Below are 19,898 nucleotides of genomic sequence, written 5' to 3'. Positions count from 1 at the left end.
TAACAAAAACCGCCTAAATACTTATTTTGCCATTGATATTTCTCTCTGCATGCTTTATTATAAGAACTAAGCTGCATTGTACGTAATCATAATTAAGTTTTAACCTTTAAGCTGTAATAGGGAGTTTAAAATCAAAACAGGAATGACAAGCCTCTGTCTATAAGACAAGGAGGACATGCAGGATCGTTTTTGCGAACACCCACTTTGAGAAGTGGTGGTTTAAAACTTTCTTATACATTATTACGGCAAAGGCGGCTTTCTAATCGTAAATGGAACTCAGTTCTCAATTTGGGAACTGAGTTTTTTTGTTGTCTAAAGCTAGTGAGTTTTGTTAGCGGAAAGAATTTTATTTCCTCTTAACCATATAGTGACACATGAAAGACTGCAAATCACTATTTTTTAATAATGAGGATGGTGCCTTTAATTTGACTAGGAGCAGATTCCATCACACTTCCATGCCAATAAATTTTAACTTTTTGACCGGTTTTATATTTGGACTTGGTAAATTTATTTAATGCCGGTATATCATAAGATGAACCTTCGAATTGATAAAATTCATCTAATTCAGTTTGAGTTTTCTCTTTGATTTCATGTGCTGAAGCAGATTCGATGACCAAAATGCTTGAATCTGCAGAGTTTATGACATAGCCTTCTGTAGTTCTTAAATTAAAGAACCAGATGAAAAATAAAGCTGTAACTATAAATATTAAAGTGATAATGGGTTTCTTCATTAAATCTGCTCCTTGACTCTATTTATATCATTAGACTGTAAGGGTACTGGAAATGTTTCAGATTCAAAGTTCAAATAAATTTTATGATAAGAATGTTATAGCTATAAAAAAACTTGTATTGAATAGCAGTAATCTCGGCTGGAAAGGATTTAAAAAGCGTCTAGAGTTTAACTTCTATAGCAGCAGCTCCATATCAATCGAAAAAGTAAATAGAATTTTTACCCAACAAAAACAATTGTAAATTTTTAAATTATTTGGTATCTTTAAAATGGAAAATTGAATAATAGGTAAGAAAATCCTTATTATTCTGTATACTCAAGCTTTATGATCTGTCCATACATAAGCTAGGAGGGATGTGCATTAGTCATTAAAACACTTTATTACCTTGTTTAAGTATGTTTTCAACCTGTAATCAAGGGAGGAAACATTAAAGTGAAAACTGAAAATATTGTAGAAAAAACTATTTTTTTAAATAATTTTGTAAGGGCTTTCACTAAAACGAAATAGGGAATGGAGGATGAAATATGAGCAATGAAGTTATCTACTCTCCAGGTTTAGACGGTGTTGCAGCAGCAGAAACACGTATTTCTCTACTTGATACGAAGTTAGGCGAGATTGTCATTAAAGGCTATGATTTAATTCAGCTTTCAGAGTCAAAAGAATATCTAGATATTGTTCATTTATTATTAGAAGATGCGCTGCCTAGTCCTGCGGATAAAGTAAAGCTAGCCAAACAGCTGCAGGATGAATATCAAATTCCCTCAGAGATCAACGATATTTTCAAGCTACTACCTCATGAAACTCACCCGATGGATGGACTTCGAACGGGGATCTCAGCTTTAGCCGGCTTTGATCGTGAGATAGACGATTCTTCAGCAGAAGCGAATAAAAGAAAAGCTTATAAATTGCTTGGCCATATGCCAAACATTGTAGCGAACAGCTATCATATTCTTCAGAAAAAGGAACCAATTGCACCGCTTGAAGAATTGTCATATAGTGCAAACTTTTATTATATGCTGACAGGAAAAGTACCTACATCCTTAGAAGAACGCATTTTTGATCAATCACTTGTCCTCTATAGTGAGCACGAAATGCCAAACTCCACATTTACTGCCAGAGTCATAGCTTCCACTAAATCAGATTTATATGGTGCCCTAACCGGTGCGGTGTCCTCACTGAAAGGAAACTTGCATGGCGGCGCCAATGAAGCAGTTATGTATATGCTGCTAGACGCTAAAACACCAGCAGAATTTGAAGCACTTCTTCAGTCGAAATTGGAAAAGAAAGAGAAAATTATGGGCTTTGGCCATCGGGTTTATATGAAAAAGATGGATCCGCGGGCATTGCTTATGAAAAAAGCGTTAAAAGAGCTTTGTGATGAACAAGGCAATGACACCCTTTATCAAATGTGTGAGGCCGGGGAAAAAGTAATGGAGCGGGAAAAAGGAATTTTCCCAAATCTTGATTATTATGCGGCACCGGTATATTGGATGCTTGGTATTCCAATACCTCTATATACACCGATCTTTTTTAGCTCAAGAACTGTAGGGTTATGTGCACATGTAATTGAACAGCATGAAAACAATAAATTATTCAGACCAAGAGTTCATTATGTAGGCGAACGGCATCTGTTAAATCAATAGTACAACTGGGGAGTTGTTTAAACGCCGTCCGCCGAAAAAGTGCGTGTTCTGCCAAACACACCTTTTAACTATAGCTGAAATGAATATGAAAGGAAAGATGACTAGTGATAAAAGTGACAAATGAAACGAAAACCGATCGTTTGCTGGAGCAAATTGCTGATTATGTGATTGATAAAGAGATTACGAGTGAAGAAGCTTACCAGACGGCACATTATGTATTGCTTGATACATTGGGCTGCGGAATTCTTGCTCTCAATTATCAGGAATGCACGAAACTTTTGGGACCAGTCGTACCGGGAACGGTTGTTCCGAATGGCACAAGAGTACCGGGAACTACCTATGTATTAGATCCCGTTAGTGGTGCGTTTAATATTGGCTGTATGATCAGATGGCTGGACTATAACGATACGTGGCTTGCGGCAGAGTGGGGACATCCATCCGATAACCTTGGAGGCATTCTTGCCGTTGCAGATTATTTGAGCAGAGTTAATATCTCAGAAGGAAAAGAGCCATTTACCGTTCAGGATGTATTAGAAATGATGATCAAAGCACATGAAATCCAAGGTGTGCTTGCTCTGGAAAATAGTTTAAATCGCGTTGGACTTGATCATGTTCTGTTCGTGAAAATTGCTACAACAGCTGTTTCGGCGAAAATGATTGGCTGTACAAGACAGGAGATTATCAACGCGTTATCAAATGCGTGGATTGATAACTCTGCTCTTAGAACCTATCGTCATGCACCAAATACTGGATCAAGAAAATCATGGGCTGCAGGAGATGCAACAAGCCGCGGCGTTCATTTCGCTCTAATGGCTAAAAAAGGTGAAATGGGCTATCCATCGGCATTATCCGCACCAGGCTGGGGCTTCCAGGATGTTCTTTTTAACACGAAAGAATTAACACTTGCCCGTGAGCTGGAGTCCTATGTAATGGAGCATGTATTGTTTAAGGTTTCATTCCCGGCAGAATTCCATGCGCAAACAGCTGCAGAATGTGCAGTGAAGCTGCATCCGCTTGTGAAGGATCGTTTAGACGAAATTGATAAGATCGATATTATTACACATGAATCAGCAATCCGCATTATTGATAAAAAAGGACCGCTTCATAATCCTGCTGACCGTGATCACTGTCTGCAATATATTACGGCAATCGGCTTGTTAAAAGGACATATTACCGCAGAACATTACGAAGATGCGACAGCCGCAGAGCCTGAGGTTGATCAGCTTAGAGACAAAATGGTTGTCACAGAGGATAAGCAATTCAGTGTTGATTACTTAGATCCGAACAAGCGCTCAATCGCTAATTCGGTGCAGGTTCACTTTAAAGATGGAACTGCGACAGAAAAACTGACTAGTGAATATCCATTAGGACATCGTTTCCGCAGAGAGGAAGCACTTCCAAAGGTCATTCAAAAGTTCACTGACAATTTAAAGTCTTATTACAGTGAAGAGCAGCAGGAAAAGATTGAAAAGGCGTGTTTTGACAAGTCATCTCTTGCAAAAATGACCGTCAATGAATTTGTTGAGCTATTTGTCCGATAAAATAAATTGATGAGAGATTGAAAGAAAAATAGTGTAGAAGGAGGACAGAACATGGCGTGGATTGTAGATCAGCCTTTAACACAAGCAGAGCTGGCGGATGCTTTTCGCAAGCTTGTTGACAACGCAAATATCGTGCAAATTCCCGGTGCACATGATGCAATGGCTGCGTTAATTGCAAAAAATACTGGATTTAATGCTCTTTACTTATCTGGAGCAGCCTATACCGCGAGTAAAGGTCTGCCTGATTTAGGGATTGTCACTTCTACAGAAGTAGCGGACAGAGCAAGAGATATTATACGGGCAACAAATCTGCCATTGCTAGTAGATATCGACACTGGGTTTGGCGGTGTTTTAAATACAGCTAGAACAGCAAGAGAAATGGCAGAAGCTCATGTTGCTGCTGTACAAATAGAAGATCAGCAGCTCCCGAAGAAGTGCGGACATCTAAATGGAAAACAATTGACAACCACAGAGGAAATGGTGCAAAAAATCAAAATTATAAAGGAAATAGCACCGACTCTTTATGTGGTTGCGAGAACAGATGCACGCGGTGTGGAGGGGATGACTTCCGCATTAGAGCGTGCAAAAGCCTATGCTGAAGCTGGTGCGGATGCTATTTTTCCAGAAGCCTTGCAATCTGAGGAAGAATTTAGACAGTTTGCGGCACAGCTGACGGTTCCGCTGCTTGCCAATATGACCGAATTTGGAAAAACTCCATATTATTCAGCAGAAGAATTTGCACAGATGGGCTATAAAATGGTGATTTACCCTGTTACCTCTTTACGGGTGGCAGCTAAAGCATACGAGAGCGTTTTTTCCCTTATAAAAAATACCGGAAGTCAGAAAGAAGCTCTCGAAAATATGCAGACTCGAAGCGAATTATATGAGACGATTTCTTATTATAAATTTGAAGAGATGGACAATAAAATGGCCAAAACAGTTTTAAATAAAGGACAGTAACATAGTCTTGAAATGAATAAGAGGAGAAATGAGAATACCTTTTCAGCGGTTTTTCTCATCTCTCTTTCCTGATGGGAGGTTCATGAGGATGGAGAAAGCAAATACGATGTCACACAATCCTTATCTTTTTTACGACAGCATTACTGCTCCTTTCACCCCAGAAGACTTTACAGATGACGATGTTTTAATTGCAAAAACGGCAGAGCTTTTTGTAAAAACTGAAGTGAAGCCTAAATTGGGTGATATTGAAAAACAGCAGCATGCTGAAGTAGTGAATTTATTCCGTAAGGCCGGTGAACTTGGTTTATTAAGTATTGAAATCCCTGAAGATTATGGCGGCTTTCAATTAGATAAAAGTATTTCTGGCGTTGTCGCTGAAAAGCTGGGATGGGCAGGATCATTCAGTGTTTCGTTTAACATTCATGCCGGTGTTGGCACACTGCCTTATATATACTATGGAACTGAGGAGCAAAAGCAAAAGTATTTGCCAAAACTCGGTTCAGGTGAATGGATTGGCGCATATGCACTGACAGAATCAAATGCAGGCTCTGATGCTTTAAACGCTAAAACAACAGCAAAACAGTTAGACGACGGCAGCTGGGTTATTAATGGGGAAAAACAATGGATTACAAATGCCAATGTTGCAGATGTTTTTCTCGTATTTGCGAAATCCGATCAAGGCATGACCGCATTTATTGTCGACAGAGATTTTAAAGGCGTTTCGATTGGTGCTGAAGAAGAAAAGATGGGAATCAAAGGATCTTCTACAGCTACCTTGATTTTGGCAGATTGTCCTGTTCCTTCTGAAAATGTACTCGGCGATATAGGTAAAGGTCATCTTGTAGCATTAAACATTCTGAATTTAGCACGCTTAAAACTGTCCTTTGCCAACATTGGGACAGCAAAACAAGCACTTCAGCTGGCCATTCATTATGCGGAGGAGCGGCAGCAGTTTGGGAAGAGCATTAGCGAGTTTCATATGATCCAAGAAAAACTGGCCAATATGGCGCTTGCTATTTTTGGTGCAGAAAGTATTTCATATCGGACAGCAGGCTATATTGATGAAGTTTTAAATAGCAAAGATTCAACTGAAGGCTTTAATTCGCTTGTTTCTGCTTTTGCACTAGAGGCTTCGATCTGTAAAGTGTTTGGTTCTGAGGCATTGGCTAGTAACGTGGATGAAGCTGTCCAGATACATGGCGGCAATGGCTATATGAAAGACTATACGGTTGAAGCACTTTATCGTGATGCAAGAATTAGCCGCATTTTTGAAGGTACGAATGAAATCAACAGGCTAACCATTGCGAAGAATGCATTAAAAAGAACTTCTTTGCCGAGCTCTATTAAAGATTTAAATAAGAAAGAGCAATTGACTCGACAAGAAGGTTATTTAGTCGGCGCTGCTGAATTATTCGACAAAATCTTGAAAGCGCTTACCCAGAAACGTCAGCCTAAAAATATTGAACAAGAGCTGATGAGAATACTGGCTGATGTGACAAGTGAACTATATGTGATGGATTCTTGCTATAAAAGAAGTCTTAAACATCCAGATCATGAAGTTATACAGCTATTATCAGAAACGATTTGTGAAGTAGGCTTTTATAAAATTGCTTCTGGTGCAGCAGTGATGATTGCCTGTTTATATGAAAATGAGATGGAGAGAGAAGAAAAATTGAATGAAGTCTCATCCATTTATGTGCCAATCAGAAGCCAAACGCTAATAGAGAAAAGAAAAATCGCTCAAGCAATCCTGCAAAAGGGTCAATATTTTACCGTATAGTAAACTAGCAGCTTAACATTCATAGCTTCTAAGCTTTTTAAGAATGGAGGTTTGTATATGAAGAAAATAGGATTTATTGGATTGGGAAATATGGGTCTGCCGATGAGTGCCAATTTATTAAAGGCTGGCTATATTGTATATGGTTCGGATATTAACGAAAAAGCAGAAGAGGCTTTTCAAAAGCTTGGCGGCAAAATTGGTACACCAGCTGAAGAATTAACAGGTATTTGTGAAGTGATCTTTACTAGTCTTCCTTCAAATAAGGCGGCTGAGTCCGTTTATTTTGGCGAACATGGACTTATTGAACAGTGCTCAAATGAATGTATTTTAATTGATACAAGTACGATTTCACCGGAGCTTCATCAAAAAATAGAAAAGGCCATAAAAGAGAATGGCGGCAAGTTTATAGCCGCACCAGTCAGCGGAGGAGTCGTCGGTGCTGTCAATAAGACACTAACTTTTATGGCAGGCGGTTCAAAGTCAGTGTTCGATCAGGCGTTTCCAGTCATGGAAGCAATGGGAGAAAATATTTTTCATATTAGTGAAAAAGTAGATAGTGGAACGATCACAAAGCTGATGAACAATCTGCTGATTGGCTATTACACTTGGGGTGTGGCAGAAGCGTTAACGCTTGCTGAGAAAAGCGGACTAGATTTAGGGCAGCTTTTTGAAGTATTAAATGTAAGCTATGGCCAGAGCCGTATATACGAACGAAATTACGAATCTTTTATTGCTAAGGATGATTATAATCCTGGCTTTACTCTAAAACTGCTGATTAAGGATTTACAATTTGCGATGGAGCTTTCTGAGCAGCAGCAAGTCGAACTGCCAATTTCTAAAACGCTGCTGGCAAACTATCAAAAAGCAGATGCTGAGGGGTATGGAGATCTTGATATGTCCATTGTTTATAAAATGATTCAGGATCGCAATAATACAAACAAAGAGGAGGAACGGCTCGTATGATTCATACAGATGTTAAAAAAATGAAAAATCATATTAATGGAGAATGGGTAGAGTCTTTAGGTGAAGCAACAGAATCTGTGCCCAATCCGGCTACTGGTAAAATTATTGCGTATGTGCCACTTTCAACGGAGGAAGATGTAAATCGTGCCGTGGAAGCTGCTCAAGCTGCTTATACCTCTTGGTCAAAGGTGCCCGTTCCGAATCGAGCTCGCTATTTATATAAATATTTGGAGCTGCTGCAAACACATAAAGAGGAGCTTGCACAGATTATTACCGCTGAAAATGGAAAAACACTCAAGGATGCAAGAGGAGAAGTTCAGCGCGGCATTGAAGTGGTAGAGCTTGCTGTCTCTGCACCTAATCTGATGATGGGAGATGCACTTCCGAACATTGCAGAAGGAATTGATGGCTCGATTTGGCGCTACCCGCTTGGTGTTGTCGCAGGAATCACGCCTTTTAATTTCCCGATGATGGTGCCATTATGGATGTACCCGCTTGCGATCGCGTGCGGAAATACATTTGTCTTAAAAGTATCAGAGCGTACACCGATTCTTGCTGAAAGATTAGTAGATTTATTTTATGCATCCGGCTTCCCAAAGGGCGTTTTAAATTTAGTTCATGGTGGTAAGGAGGTTGTCAATGGAATTCTGGATCACCCACAAATCGCGGCAGTTTCATTTGTTGGTTCAGAACCTGTTGCGAAATATGTGTATGAAAAAGGGTCTGCGAATGGAAAAAGAGTGCAGGCTTTGGCGGGAGCTAAAAACCATGGCGTAGTTTTAGGTGACTGCAACCTGGAGAAAACCGTTCAAGGTGTGATTGGTGCAGCATTTGGCAGCAGTGGGGAACGCTGTATGGCTTGTTCTGTTGTCGCGGTAACCGAGGATATTGCGGATGAATTTGTTGCTCTTTTAACAGAAGAAACACAGAAATTAACAGCAGGAGAAGGGACAAATGAGGAGAATTTTGTTGGCCCTCTTATTCGCGAATCGCATAAAGAACGAGTTTTAAGCTATATTTATAGCGGAGTATCGGAAGGAGCTAAGCTTCTAGTCGATGGCAGGGAAGACAGCAAAAAAGAAGAAGGCTATTATGTTGGTGCAACGCTTTTTGATCATGTAACTACAGATATGAAAATATGGCAGGATGAAATTTTTGCTCCTGTGTTAAGCATTGTCAGAATAAAAGATTTACAAGAAGGAATAGAGCTGACAAATCAATCAAAGTTTGCAAATGGTGCAGTTATTTATACTTCAAGCGGAAAAAGTGCACAAATCTTCCGCAACTCTATTGATGCCGGCATGATCGGTGTTAACGTCAATGTACCAGCACCTATGGCCTTTTTCTCATTTGCGGGCAACAAGGCATCTTTTTACGGAGATTTAGGTACAAATGGCAAGGATGGAGTACAGTTTTATACGAGAAAAAAAGTGGTTACAGAGCGCTGGTTTTAATAGCATTCTAATTGAACCTGTAAATAATCATAAATTCCCCTGGATTTCTTTCAGGGGAATTTATTGCTAAGACTTATGGTTAATAAAATATGAACATATGGTTTCGAAGAGAGTCAACGGTTATGAACCATGTTAAGATGAAACCAGACTGAACATCCATAGAACAATGAAAACACGTAAAGCATTATATGAGGAGGATTCAAATGACAGATGTTGTAATTGCGGAAGTGAAGGAAAATGGCGTAGCAACTTTAACACTCAACCGTCCTAAAGCCATTAATTCGCTTTCCTATGAAATGATATCAATCATCAGTGAGAAATTAACGAAGTGGCAATCTGATGATTCAATTAAAGTAATTATCATGAAAGGGGAAGGAGCGAAAGGTTTTTGTGCGGGAGGAGATATTAAGACTCTATATGAAGCACAATCAAGTGAAATCGCTTTTGAACGTGCATGCCACTTTTTTGAATTGGAGTATATGCTTGATCTCTTTATCTATGAATTTGAAAAACCGATTATAGCGATATTAGACGGCATTGTGATGGGCGGCGGTGTCGGGCTTTCCAGCGGGGCGTCACATCGTATTGTGACGGAACGGACAAAATGGGCTATGCCAGAGATGAATATTGGCTTTTTTCCAGACGTAGCTGCCGCCTATTTTCTAAATAAAGCTCCAGGTCAGATCGGGGCATACCTTGCTTTGACAGGCTCAACAATTAATGCAGCTGATGTATTATATATACATGCAGGTGAAGAGTATATAACCAGTGAAGATATTCCTCTATTTTTACAGGATATTGAAGCATTTGAATGGGAGGAAGCATCTCAAGTTGGAGAGATGATCAAGAATTACAGCACGAAACCTGCAGAAAGAAGTCTTTTGAAAGAAATGGAAGAAGAGATTAATTCTCATTTCCGCTATGACACTGTTGAAGAGATCATATCTTCATTAGAAAAAGCTTCTAGTGAATTTGCGGCAGAAACGTTAAAGATACTAACGTCGAAGTCACCTGTATCGTTAAAGGTGAGCTTAAAGCAATTAAGAGATGGCAAAGTAAAAACAGTCCGGGAATGTTTTGAAACAGATTATGTACTGGCATTAAACTTTTTAAAGCATCGTGATTTTTATGAAGGAATCCGTTCGGTATTGATTGATAAGGATCGTAATCCTCAATATCAGTATAAGAAGCTGGAAGATGTTTCAGAGCAATTCGTTAAGAGTTTCTTTACCCTATAGATAAATAATAAAGTGGCGTCCAAATGGAACGCCACTATCCTTTTATTATGCTAAGTAATGGATCGTTTGGTTTGCACTCCCTCTAAATGGAAGTGTGGAGTCTTTCTGTCCGATAATAAATCGGCCATCGACCAATACATCACAATAGGACAATAATTCCTGCTGGTCGCTGCTTCCTTTTTCCTGAATCTCAGCAAGTGTATAGCCAGTATATGCCCAAATATGCTTACCAAGACTTTTAAGTGTTTTCGCTACAAGCTTAACTTCTTTAGCCTGAAAAAAAGGATCACCACCGCTTAATGTGATATCTGTTAACGGATTCATTGCTTCCTGGACAACTTCTTCAACATTCATATCTGTTCCGTTTTGCATATGCCAGCTGCTGGGATTATGACAGCCAGGGCATTGATGGGGACATCCAGCAAAGAAAATGACGGTCCGCAGCCCTTCACCATCCACGACTGAATCATGCAAAATATTCATCACCTTCATTTGTTTGCCCCGTGCTTCACTCGATCTCGTTCTTCTTCCATTTTTGCACTATTCCACTTGCTCATATCACCAACTAAATAACCAGTTATCCTGCGAATACGATGAAAGTCACCCTCATCAGTGCTTTTACAGCTCGGACATTCTTCATCAATTAACCCATTATATCCGCAGACTTTGCAATGATCCACTGGATGATTAATGCTGCCATAACCGATATGATGTTCTGCCATTGCTTTCACAAGCCTATCTAAAGCAGTTACATTTCGCCTTACGTCACCATCAAGCTCAATATAAGAAATATGGCCAGCATTGCACAGTTCATGGAAGGGACCTTCTAACCTAATTTTATCGATTGCCCTGATAGAATAATGAACGGGAATATGAAAGGAATTGGTGTAATAGGCCCGGTCGGTTATATCTTTTATCTCGCCAAATAGAAGCTGATCCTGCTTTACAAATTTGCCGCTTAGCCCTTCAGCAGGTGTGGCAATTAAACTATAATTTATATCGTATCTTTCGGCTGCATCATCCATTTTATTTCGCAAAAATTGAATAATTTCATAGCCAAGTTTCCAGCTTTCCTCGTCTTCACCATGATGATTTCCTGTTAAAGCTTTCAAACATTCTGCCAACCCGATAAAACCGAGCGATAAAGTGCCTTGTTTCAATATATCTTCCAATGTGTCATCTGGCTTTAATTGTTCGCCTCCAAGCCAAACACCTTGAGAATAGAGGAAGGTAAAATCCCTTGCCTGTTTTTTGGCCTGAAATAAATAACGATCGTAGAGCTGACGGATGATTATTTCACTATATTTGTTTAATAAGTGATAAAACTCAGCAATGCTGCTGGAAGTGAGAGCAAGCTTGACTAGATTGACACTCGTAAAAGATAAGTTTCCTCTGCCGACACTGTTTTCCTCACCATGCCGATTGCTCATGACTCTCGTTCTGCAGCCCATATAGGAAACTTCCGATTCAGGAGTTCCGTTATAATGGGCAAGATTGAACGGTGAATCAATAAAAGAAAAATTAGGGAATAAACGTTTTGCAGTTGTTTCTAAAGCCAATTGATATAAATCATAATTAGGATCAGCAGCAAAGTAATTAACGCCTTTTTTCATTTTAAACACTTGAATAGGGAAGATAGGTGTTTCGCCTTTTCCAAGGCCTGCCTGGGTGGCAAGCAGCAGATTTTTGATTAGCAATCGTCCTTCTTTTGATGTGTCTGTTCCATAATTAATTGAAGTAAAAGGAGTCTGACCGCCCCCGCGGCTATGCATGCTATTTAAATTATGTATAAATGCTTCACACGCTTGATAAGTTGCCCGCTCCGTTTCAGCCCATGCCTGCTTGCTCTTTTCTTCATTTGTCCATTGCAGCGGATAGCTGTTTAAGCGTTTAAGTATTTTTAAATAGGTTCTTTTGACAAAAGGAGCCAGATCGAAATCAACGGCAGGAACGGACTGACCGCCATGCTGCATATTCTGATTGGATTGGAAAACGATCGTGGCCAGTGCCATGGCACTCGTAATATCACTGGGTGTTCTCATAAAGCCATGGCCAGTATGAAAGCCAGTTTGCAAGAGCTTGCCGAGCGGTATTTGTGCACAGGTTGTTGTGCCGGTCGCATAATAATCAAGGTCGTGAGGGTAAATAAAGTTATCCTTCATTGCCTGTTTAGCTTCATCACTTAAAAGCTCTGTTTTTGTATAAAATTTAGATGCTTCGCTGGCAAACTTATTCATCATTCCACATGGACTTCGGCCATCCATGTTTGCATTTTCTTGTATTAAATCTTGTTTTTTAGTAGTAACAATATCCTCAAAAGAAAGAGCCAATTGTTCATATTGTTCAAATGGGTCGGAATTCATCAAAATCGATTGTTTCAATTTCTTTACTCCTCCAATACTATATATGCTTTGGTTGTGTTTATTTGAATCTATATATAGTAATATACCGTTTAATTCTAGCTGTGAATCGGTAAAGGTTAGAACATTTTGTGACAATTACTATTTTTGGAGGAGAATATTTCAAGAATAAATTAAACAAAAAGATCCCTTATATTAAGGAATCTTAATAGAATCATTGCTTTATGATGCCACACATACTCTGTTACGGCCCAAGTGTTTGGCTAGGTAAAGTGCAGAGTCCGCATCATCAATTAACATAGCTGGGTTTTCAGTTGTTTCTCTATAGCTCGCTACACCGACTGAAACAGTAATACAAATAGACTTGCCAGTGCTTAATAGAAAGGCATCCTTTTCTACGCTGTCTCGAATGCGTTCTGCAATTTCAACAGCTCTGGCAGCAGGGCAATCCAAAAGTAAAACGGTAAATTCCTCTCCGCCATTTCTGCTGACGATATCAAAATTTCTGGTCGCTTTCTGAAGCCTTGCCCCAAGTTCAATTAAAACGATGTCGCCTTCTTTATGTCCATATGTATCGTTAATTTTCTTGAAATAATCTATATCTATATAAAGAAGAGAAAGCTGCTGATCACTATTTTTAACATCATGCACAAATCTATTGAACTCTTCATCAAACTTACGAACATTGTTTAAACCTGTAAGACTATCTGTTAAAGAATCATTCTTATACTTTGCAAACAGAGCTTGGCTTTCACGGATATATCGTATTAGATAAAACGTTAAAAAAGTGGAGATATATGAAATCAGCCAATATAAAGTAAGTACTTCCATTATAATAGCTGGATCTTCACTTAGATAAACAAAAAAGATTGAAAAAATGATGTTGTTAAATGTGTAGATGGAAAAAATTCTAATTTTAGCGGAAAATTTTACTCTTGAAAAAAAGATGGCAAACAAGGTGCCAGTCACACTAATAAACAATGCATACAAAGATATAATTTCGGCTGATAGAATGAACCGGAATATAATGGTCATTGCCATGGATATCAGCGCTGGAAATGCTCCTCCGTAAAAAGCAAGCAGCAGTGTCGGTATAAAACGTAAGTCTACGAGTAAATCACCAATATTGATGCTGAACAGCATTAATACAATACTAACAAAACCGCCGCAGATACCTGCAATTAGTTTCGTTTTCGCAGATGAATGCAATTGAAGCGGCTTTTTCATGATTACTTGAGAATATAGAAAAAGCAATGTGCCCAGTAAAGCTAAATTAGCTATAAATTCTTTTATGATCATCATAGGTATCACCCAGAGTAACATACCACATTCACAACTGAAAAAATACGGGTCTAAGCAATCTTCAAATAATTACTAGAAAGATTTCCTTTTAGCACCAAATGAGCCTTTTTCTTTTATATGAAAGCGAACAGATTAAAAAGCAAAAGAACTAAAATCCAAATCTATCATTTTGTGAATGAAACTCAAATAGATTACATAGAGTAATAGTAAATCATTCGAAGTAATTACGATTTAGGAGAGATATTAATGAGTGTAATCTCTAATATGCGGAGTTTATTAGTAACAATCCTACTATTTTTTATGTTGTCTCTATTCTTTTTTGGAGATCTTGAGGGCTTTTTCTTTCATGGGGATATTCTTGAAGGGGAGTTTAAATCAATCTTCGTCATTTTTATGGGAATCTTCCTGGAGGCTATTCCATTTCTTTTGATCGGAGTTATTTTTTCTTCAATTATTCACGAGTATACTTCCGAAGACTATATCAAAAGATGGATACCTAAGCACCCTGTAATGGCTGTAATCACTGCTATTATAGTTGCTGCTATTACACCAGTATGTGAATGTGCCATAATCCCTGTTGTCCGCAGGCTTATACAGAAAGGGGTTCCGCTTCATGCTGGAATGGCTATTTTAACAGCTGCTCCTATTCTTAATTTCGTTGTATTTGGTTCCACTTTTTTTGCATTTCAAAACGATCCTGCCATTTATATCGGCAGAATGGCATTATGTATTGCGGTCTCATTAACGGTTGCCCTCATCATATATGTATTTTTCTCAGGTTCAAACATTTTGCGTAAGCATACAAACGATTTCACCGCACCAGCGCACCATCATCATAATTATTCAAGATTCAACTCTATGGTGAACCATAGTATTGATGAGTTTTTCTTAGTGGGTAAATACTTCATTTTTGGCGGGCTCTTGGCTAGTGCTGCACAAGTCTATCTTAACCGTGGTTCTTTAATAGAAGCAAGCTCAGATCCAGTCATTGGAACAGCACTAATGATGGGACTGGCGTACTTGTTATCTCTGTGCTCTGAAGCTGATGCTTTTGTTGCGGCAGCGTTTCAGCATGTCGTGCCTCAGCATTCTATACTTGCTTTTCTCGTCTTCGGACCTATGCTTGATTTAAAAAATACTCTCGTGATGCTTGCTAGTTTTAAAACGAAATTTGTTCTCTTTTTTATTTTAATTGTAACTGTGGTTGTCTTTTTATTGTGTATGCTGGCAGGTGTATTTTTAAAGGAGGGGCTGGTATGAATTCTGAAGTACGTTTGGCTGTTTCTTTTCGGATGCAGTTACAGGGGATTATATTAATATCCATAAGTCTTGTTATATTCAAGTTGTATCTAACTGGGAACATGGCTTTTATTATGGCACCAAAGATGATGACGTTTGTCCTTTTTGCCTTTATTGTCTTACTGTTATTAGGAATGTATCGGCTTTTTCGTTCAAATAAAGAAGAAATGGCAGACTGTTATTGCTTGTCCGTTGACTCTCATAAAAGTTCATGGAAGGAGTATCCAGTATATGGTGTGTTTTTGGCATCTATTATTCTTTCTTTTGTAACAGAAGACTTTCAATTAAACGCAGCTTCACTTGCAAACAGGGGAATCATCAGCTCTGTTTCACCAGACTTTGCTAATGAGGTGCTTCTGAGTGAAATTTACAATGAAGAGACAAAACGGATTACCGTAAATGATGATAACTACTTTAAAGTGATGCAAGCAATGAACTCAGAATTGGATCAACTAATAGGAGTTAGCATTCAGATTCAAGGATTTATTTATCGGGAAAGTGAATTTAACGACGATGAAGCGGTCATTGCCAGGCAGTCTATGACATGCTGTGTGGCTGACTCCAGTGTATATGGATATATGCTGGAAGGGGAAGTGCAGAAACTGCCGACAGGGGAGTGGTACGATCTTGAAGGGACCATTCAGAAGAGAAGTATGGACGGGAATATGATGCCGGTCATCAGTATATCATCGATTAATAAAATAGAAAGGCCTCAGGAAGTATTTTTATATGAATGATTCTAGGAATAATGTTTCCTTATAAAGATGTACCTCTTGAAGCGTTTATAACAAACCGCTTTTATTTCAGCTGTAAAATTGAGAGAGAAAAACAAAAAGGTATCTAATCGCTGGTATTACCCGAATCTGACAGAAATTTATATAAAATATACCCAGTAAAAAGCTCAAATAATTCGATGAAATGTTTTGGATTTTTCTCGGTCAGTGTTTCAATCTTCTGCAGACGATAGCTTAGACTATTTCTGTGGATATGAAGGTCTGCTGCAATTTCATTCATGTCGCCGTTATGCTTTACATAACTCAGCAGGGTCTCGATCAGTTCTTTGCCTTTTGTGCTATTGTTCATTTTCTCAATAATCGTAACGATATGATGGAGGTCACCATCTCGATTTGTGAGGTAATCAATAAATTGAACTTCGTTATAATAACAGTAGATTATTGACAATCCCATTTTATCGGCAATTTCAATCGCCCGCTGAGCCTCTTGAATTGATTTCGCTAAATGAGTATATGAACCTCCTATCCCAACTAGTGTTCCCTTAGCTAAATTGCTGGCTTCTAATCTTCTGATAAAGTCGCTATTTTCCGGCACAATGTATAAAACCATATGCTGATTATATCTGAGAGAATACTCTTGATCTGTTAAAGTCATTTCTCTTACTTGTTTCCTTTTAACAATAATCGCCATTCTCGGGATATTAAGAACAATGCCAAAGGTTTCCGCATTGCTGGTAAATGATTCATCGTAATCATCCTGACGAAAGACCCATTGATATAAAAATTCCTCTTTCATCTGTTCTTTAATTCTTCTTTCATAAAATAGAAACTCCTGGTTGATCAGCAGCTCAGCCGTAACTCGAACAAGTTCAGCAAAAGAACCGACGATTTTATGATCTCCGCTTATTCCAATAACCCCAATGATTCTATTTCTAAAATATATCGGGATATTGACACCAGGTTTACTGGAGTGATCTGTTTTATAAATTGTAATCATCCTGCTTTGTTCAATAGAGTTAATGGCTCCTTCATGATAGGTATTTATTCTTTCCTTTTCACCGCTTCCGATTATTAATCCTTCTTCATTCATAATGTTCACATTATATGGAATAACCGTCATAACTTTATCTGATATTTTTTGAGCTAGCACATTATCAATTCGCATACAAACATCTCCTTGTACAAATATATGTGAATTTGCCTAAATATCCTGTCCGGTTAGGAATAGAAGGTGGAACTTCATATATTTAGTATAATGTAAATTTTGTAAGCGGCTTCCTTCCGAATGGCTTCAAATCAATAAGTTCGTTAATTCGTAATAATATGGTCACCTGTTTGAAGTTGACAAAATACAAGAGAATATATACATCTGTAATTTTTAGGCAAATGCATAAAAAACACCGAAAAAATTCAGACGATTACCTAAAGAAGTTTAATTAGTAATCGTTTACAATGAACTTGTGAAATATTTCTCAAAGGTTGTAAGGAACTTGAACAATATCTAGATAATGTAAGAAAAGCTCAGCAACAATGAGAAGCAGCCATCTGCAATTCTCAAAATTCAACAACATTAGACCTATCCAATTCCAAAAAGGGGGAACTAACATGTTCGAAGCAAAAGGAGTACTGCCAGCACTTGTTACACCGCTAGATAAAAACGGAAATATTATGGAGGATTCTCTAAAGAAAGTAATTGATTATACAATCCAAGAAGGAGTCCATGGACTATTTGTTCTAGGCAGCAGCGGTGAGATTTACGGTCTTACAAAAGAACAAAAACGCAGAGTCTTAGAGCTCACAGTGGAACACACAGCCGGAAGAGTACCGATTTATTGCGGAGCAAGTGAAATTACAACAAGAGATTGTATTGATACTGCTCAAATGGCAAAAGACGTAGGCGGCGTAGCTGCTTTGTCCGTTTTAACACCTTACTTTATGACACCAAATCAGCAGGAACTAACTGCTCACTTTGCTGCAATTGCTAAATCAACTGACTTGCCAGTAATCCTATATGGGAATGAAGGACGCACACAAGTGAAGATTGACGTGAACACTTGTGCAGAGCTGAGCAAGATTGACAATATCGTCGGAATAAAGGACAGCAGCGGAGATATGACAAAAATGATTGAGTATTTAAGAGTAACGGATCGAGATTCTTTCTCAGTTTTAGCAGGGCGCGACACACTGATCTACGCTGGATTATGTCATGGTGCAACCGGTGCAATCGCCAGTACAGCGAATATAGCTCCAAGATTGGTTGCCGACATTTACAATGCTTTTATTGAAAAGGATTATAAGAAGTCATTGGAATTACAATTTAAACTTTCTCCATTGCGCTTAGCAGTAGATAAAGCTACATTCCCGGTTGTTTTAAAAGAAGGGTTAAGAATGGTTGGCATCGATGTAGGCTATGCCTTTGCACCAGCAGCAGAAATGAGTCCTGAGAGCAAGCTGATTTTAGAAAACGTTTTAAAAGATTTAGAGCTATATAACTCTTTTAACTAACAAACAAACCTAGAAAGGTAGGGAATTAGCCATGCCATTACTCTATGCGGCACTTGGTGTTGTTTTAATCCTTATTTTGATGATTCCTTTAAAAATGAATGGATTTATCGCTTTACTGTTAGCAGCTATATTAGTTGGTTTACTGCAGGGAATGGATTTGAATCACATACTCGAATCAATGACTCATGGGATCGGCGGTCAAATTGATGAATTGATTTTGATTCTAGGTTTTGGAGCTATGCTTGGTAACGTTATGGCGGATGCTGGAGCAGCTCAGAAAATTGCCAATACTTTGATCGATAAAATGGGCGTGAAACGAGTACAAATCGCTATGCTCATTGCAGCTTATATTTTAGGAATCACCATGTTCTTCGAAGTAGCTTTCGTACTGCTGATTCCTTTGGTCTTCACAATTGCAAGGCAAACGAAATTAAACCTGCTCTGGGTTGCGCTGCCAACAGTTGTGGGACTATCTACAACGCACAGCTTCCTGCCGCCGCATCCAGGTCCAGCAGCTGTAGCAGGCGTTTTTGGAGCCAGTCAAGGAGTCACACTGCTTTATGGATTAATGATTGCCATCCCAGTTGGAACAGCTATTGCCCTACTTTGGCCTAGACTTCCATTCGTTAGAAGCATGAATCCGAGCATACCTGAAGGGTTAGTTACAACAAAGATGTTTACCGAAGAAGAAATGCCAGGCTTTTTTGCAAGTGTCTCAGCGACTTTAATCCCTGTATTCTTGATGGCAATATTGGCTATTGCTGAAATTTTCTTACCGGAAGGAAACACTTTTAGACACTATATGGAATTCTTTGGATCAGCACCTATCGCATTATTGCTGGCATTGCTTCTATCATTCTATCTATTAGGACCTAAAATCGGCAGAAGCTTAAAAGATGTTATGAATTCATGTTCCAATGCTATTAAACCGATGGGGATGATCATTCTTGTAATCGGTTCAGGCGGAGCATTTAAAGAAATATTAGTAGAAAGCGGTGTATCTGATTATATCCAGCAGATCACCAGCGGCTGGGATATATCACCGATTATCCTCGCTTGGCTAATCGCAGTCATCTTACGGATAGCATTAGGGTCAGCAACTGTAGCTGTTATGACAGCATCAGGTATCGTGCTGCCAATCGCTCAGGCGTCTGGCATTAGCATGGAATTAATGGTTCTTGCAGTAACAAGCGGAAGCGTAGCCTTCTCACATGTAAATGATCCAGGATTCTGGATGTATAAGGAGTACCTAAACTTATCATTAGTAGACGCCTTGAAATCAAGAACAACCTATACAACAGCTCTTGCCATCCTAGGTTTGATTGGCGTACTAATCTTAAATCTATTTGTTGGATAACATTAAATCGTTTTAAGGAGTTAGGAATAGC

Annotated in this window: 16 protein-coding genes and 1 other RNA gene; 12 read left to right on the top strand and 5 right to left on the bottom strand. The window is 38.7% G+C overall.

Features of this window, described 5'->3' with window-relative positions; translation table 11 throughout:
* Window positions 1-65 precede the first annotated feature (65 nt).
* Window positions 66-262, top strand: a non-coding RNA gene (gene ssrS / locus J1899_RS11885) — 6S RNA.
* 130 nt (window positions 263-392) lie between these two features.
* Here the strand turns inward: ssrS and J1899_RS11880 are convergent.
* Complete coding sequence (locus J1899_RS11880; protein ID WP_214473894.1) at window positions 393-731, bottom strand: DUF3221 domain-containing protein; 339 nt, start codon at window positions 729-731, stop codon at window positions 393-395.
* 524 nt (window positions 732-1,255) lie between these two features.
* On the opposite strand from J1899_RS11880, the gene mmgD reads away from it, so the two are divergent.
* The 7 genes from mmgD (at window position 1,256) to J1899_RS11845 (ending at window position 10,310) form a co-directional block, all read left to right on the top strand.
* Window positions 1,256-2,374 (top strand): citrate synthase, encoded by a 1,119-nt coding sequence (gene mmgD, locus J1899_RS11875; RefSeq protein WP_214473892.1) that lies wholly within the window; start codon window positions 1,256-1,258, stop codon window positions 2,372-2,374.
* 107 nt (window positions 2,375-2,481) lie between these two features.
* Window positions 2,482-3,915 carry a bifunctional 2-methylcitrate dehydratase/aconitate hydratase gene (locus J1899_RS11870; protein WP_425515011.1) on the top strand — a complete coding sequence of 478 codons (1,434 nt, stop codon included), beginning with the start codon at window positions 2,482-2,484 and terminating at the stop codon, window positions 3,913-3,915.
* Window positions 3,916-3,966: 51 nt separating this feature from the next.
* Window positions 3,967-4,875 carry a methylisocitrate lyase gene (gene prpB, locus J1899_RS11865; RefSeq protein ID WP_214473887.1) on the top strand — a complete coding sequence of 303 codons (909 nt, stop codon included), beginning with the start codon at window positions 3,967-3,969 and terminating at the stop codon, window positions 4,873-4,875.
* A gap of 106 nt (window positions 4,876-4,981) precedes the next feature.
* Window positions 4,982-6,655 (top strand): acyl-CoA dehydrogenase family protein, encoded by a 1,674-nt coding sequence (locus tag J1899_RS11860; RefSeq protein ID WP_246586709.1) that lies wholly within the window; start codon window positions 4,982-4,984, stop codon window positions 6,653-6,655.
* A gap of 57 nt (window positions 6,656-6,712) precedes the next feature.
* Window positions 6,713-7,618: an NAD(P)-dependent oxidoreductase gene (locus J1899_RS11855; RefSeq protein WP_214473881.1), complete on the top strand. Its 906-nt coding sequence runs from the start codon at window positions 6,713-6,715 to the stop codon at window positions 7,616-7,618.
* Entirely contained in the window at window positions 7,615-9,072 is a 1,458-nt protein-coding gene (locus J1899_RS11850; RefSeq protein WP_214473878.1) for a CoA-acylating methylmalonate-semialdehyde dehydrogenase, read from the top strand. Before J1899_RS11855 ends, J1899_RS11850 begins: the two co-directional genes overlap by 4 nt.
* A gap of 203 nt (window positions 9,073-9,275) precedes the next feature.
* Window positions 9,276-10,310 carry an enoyl-CoA hydratase/isomerase family protein gene (locus J1899_RS11845; RefSeq protein ID WP_214473876.1) on the top strand — a complete coding sequence of 345 codons (1,035 nt, stop codon included), beginning with the start codon at window positions 9,276-9,278 and terminating at the stop codon, window positions 10,308-10,310.
* A 45-nt stretch (window positions 10,311-10,355) separates the two neighbouring features.
* On the opposite strand, the gene nrdG is transcribed toward J1899_RS11845, so the two are convergent.
* The 3 genes from nrdG to J1899_RS11830 form a co-directional block, all read right to left on the bottom strand.
* On the bottom strand, window positions 10,356-10,802 hold the full coding sequence (nrdG, locus tag J1899_RS11840; RefSeq protein ID WP_151572410.1) for an anaerobic ribonucleoside-triphosphate reductase activating protein: 447 nt from the start codon (window positions 10,800-10,802) through the stop codon (window positions 10,356-10,358).
* On the bottom strand, window positions 10,799-12,673 hold the full coding sequence (locus J1899_RS11835) for an anaerobic ribonucleoside triphosphate reductase (RefSeq protein ID WP_214478821.1): 1,875 nt from the start codon (window positions 12,671-12,673) through the stop codon (window positions 10,799-10,801). Before J1899_RS11835 ends, nrdG begins: the two co-directional genes overlap by 4 nt.
* A 219-nt stretch (window positions 12,674-12,892) precedes the next feature.
* On the bottom strand, window positions 12,893-13,972 hold the full coding sequence (locus J1899_RS11830) for a GGDEF domain-containing protein (protein ID WP_246586465.1): 1,080 nt from the start codon (window positions 13,970-13,972) through the stop codon (window positions 12,893-12,895).
* 246 nt (window positions 13,973-14,218) lie between these two features.
* On the opposite strand from J1899_RS11830, the gene J1899_RS11825 reads away from it, so the two are divergent.
* A complete protein-coding gene (locus J1899_RS11825) occupies window positions 14,219-15,232 on the top strand; it encodes a permease (RefSeq protein ID WP_214473874.1) in 1,014 nt (337 codons plus the stop codon).
* Complete coding sequence (locus J1899_RS11820; RefSeq protein ID WP_214473872.1) at window positions 15,229-16,008, top strand: TIGR03943 family putative permease subunit; 780 nt, start codon at window positions 15,229-15,231, stop codon at window positions 16,006-16,008. Before J1899_RS11825 ends, J1899_RS11820 begins: the two co-directional genes overlap by 4 nt.
* A 103-nt stretch (window positions 16,009-16,111) precedes the next feature.
* Here J1899_RS11820 and J1899_RS11815 read toward each other — a convergent pair whose 3' ends face one another.
* Window positions 16,112-17,170 (bottom strand): CdaR family transcriptional regulator, encoded by a 1,059-nt coding sequence (locus J1899_RS11815; RefSeq protein WP_214473869.1) that lies wholly within the window; start codon window positions 17,168-17,170, stop codon window positions 16,112-16,114.
* Window positions 17,171-17,610: 440 nt separating this feature from the next.
* On the opposite strand from J1899_RS11815, the gene dapA reads away from it, so the two are divergent.
* Entirely contained in the window at window positions 17,611-18,510 is a 900-nt protein-coding gene (gene dapA, locus J1899_RS11810; RefSeq protein ID WP_066445438.1) for a 4-hydroxy-tetrahydrodipicolinate synthase, read from the top strand.
* A gap of 31 nt (window positions 18,511-18,541) precedes the next feature.
* A complete protein-coding gene (locus J1899_RS11805) occupies window positions 18,542-19,867 on the top strand; it encodes a gluconate:H+ symporter (protein ID WP_214473868.1) in 1,326 nt (441 codons plus the stop codon).
* The last annotated feature ends 31 nt before the right edge of the window (window positions 19,868-19,898 follow it).

Origin of the sequence: Cytobacillus gottheilii (genome assembly GCF_018582665.1) — a bacterium.
Taxonomy (GTDB): domain Bacteria; phylum Bacillota; class Bacilli; order Bacillales; family Cytobacillaceae; genus Cytobacillus; species Cytobacillus gottheilii.
This window is presented reverse-complemented; position numbering and strand designations above follow the sequence as displayed.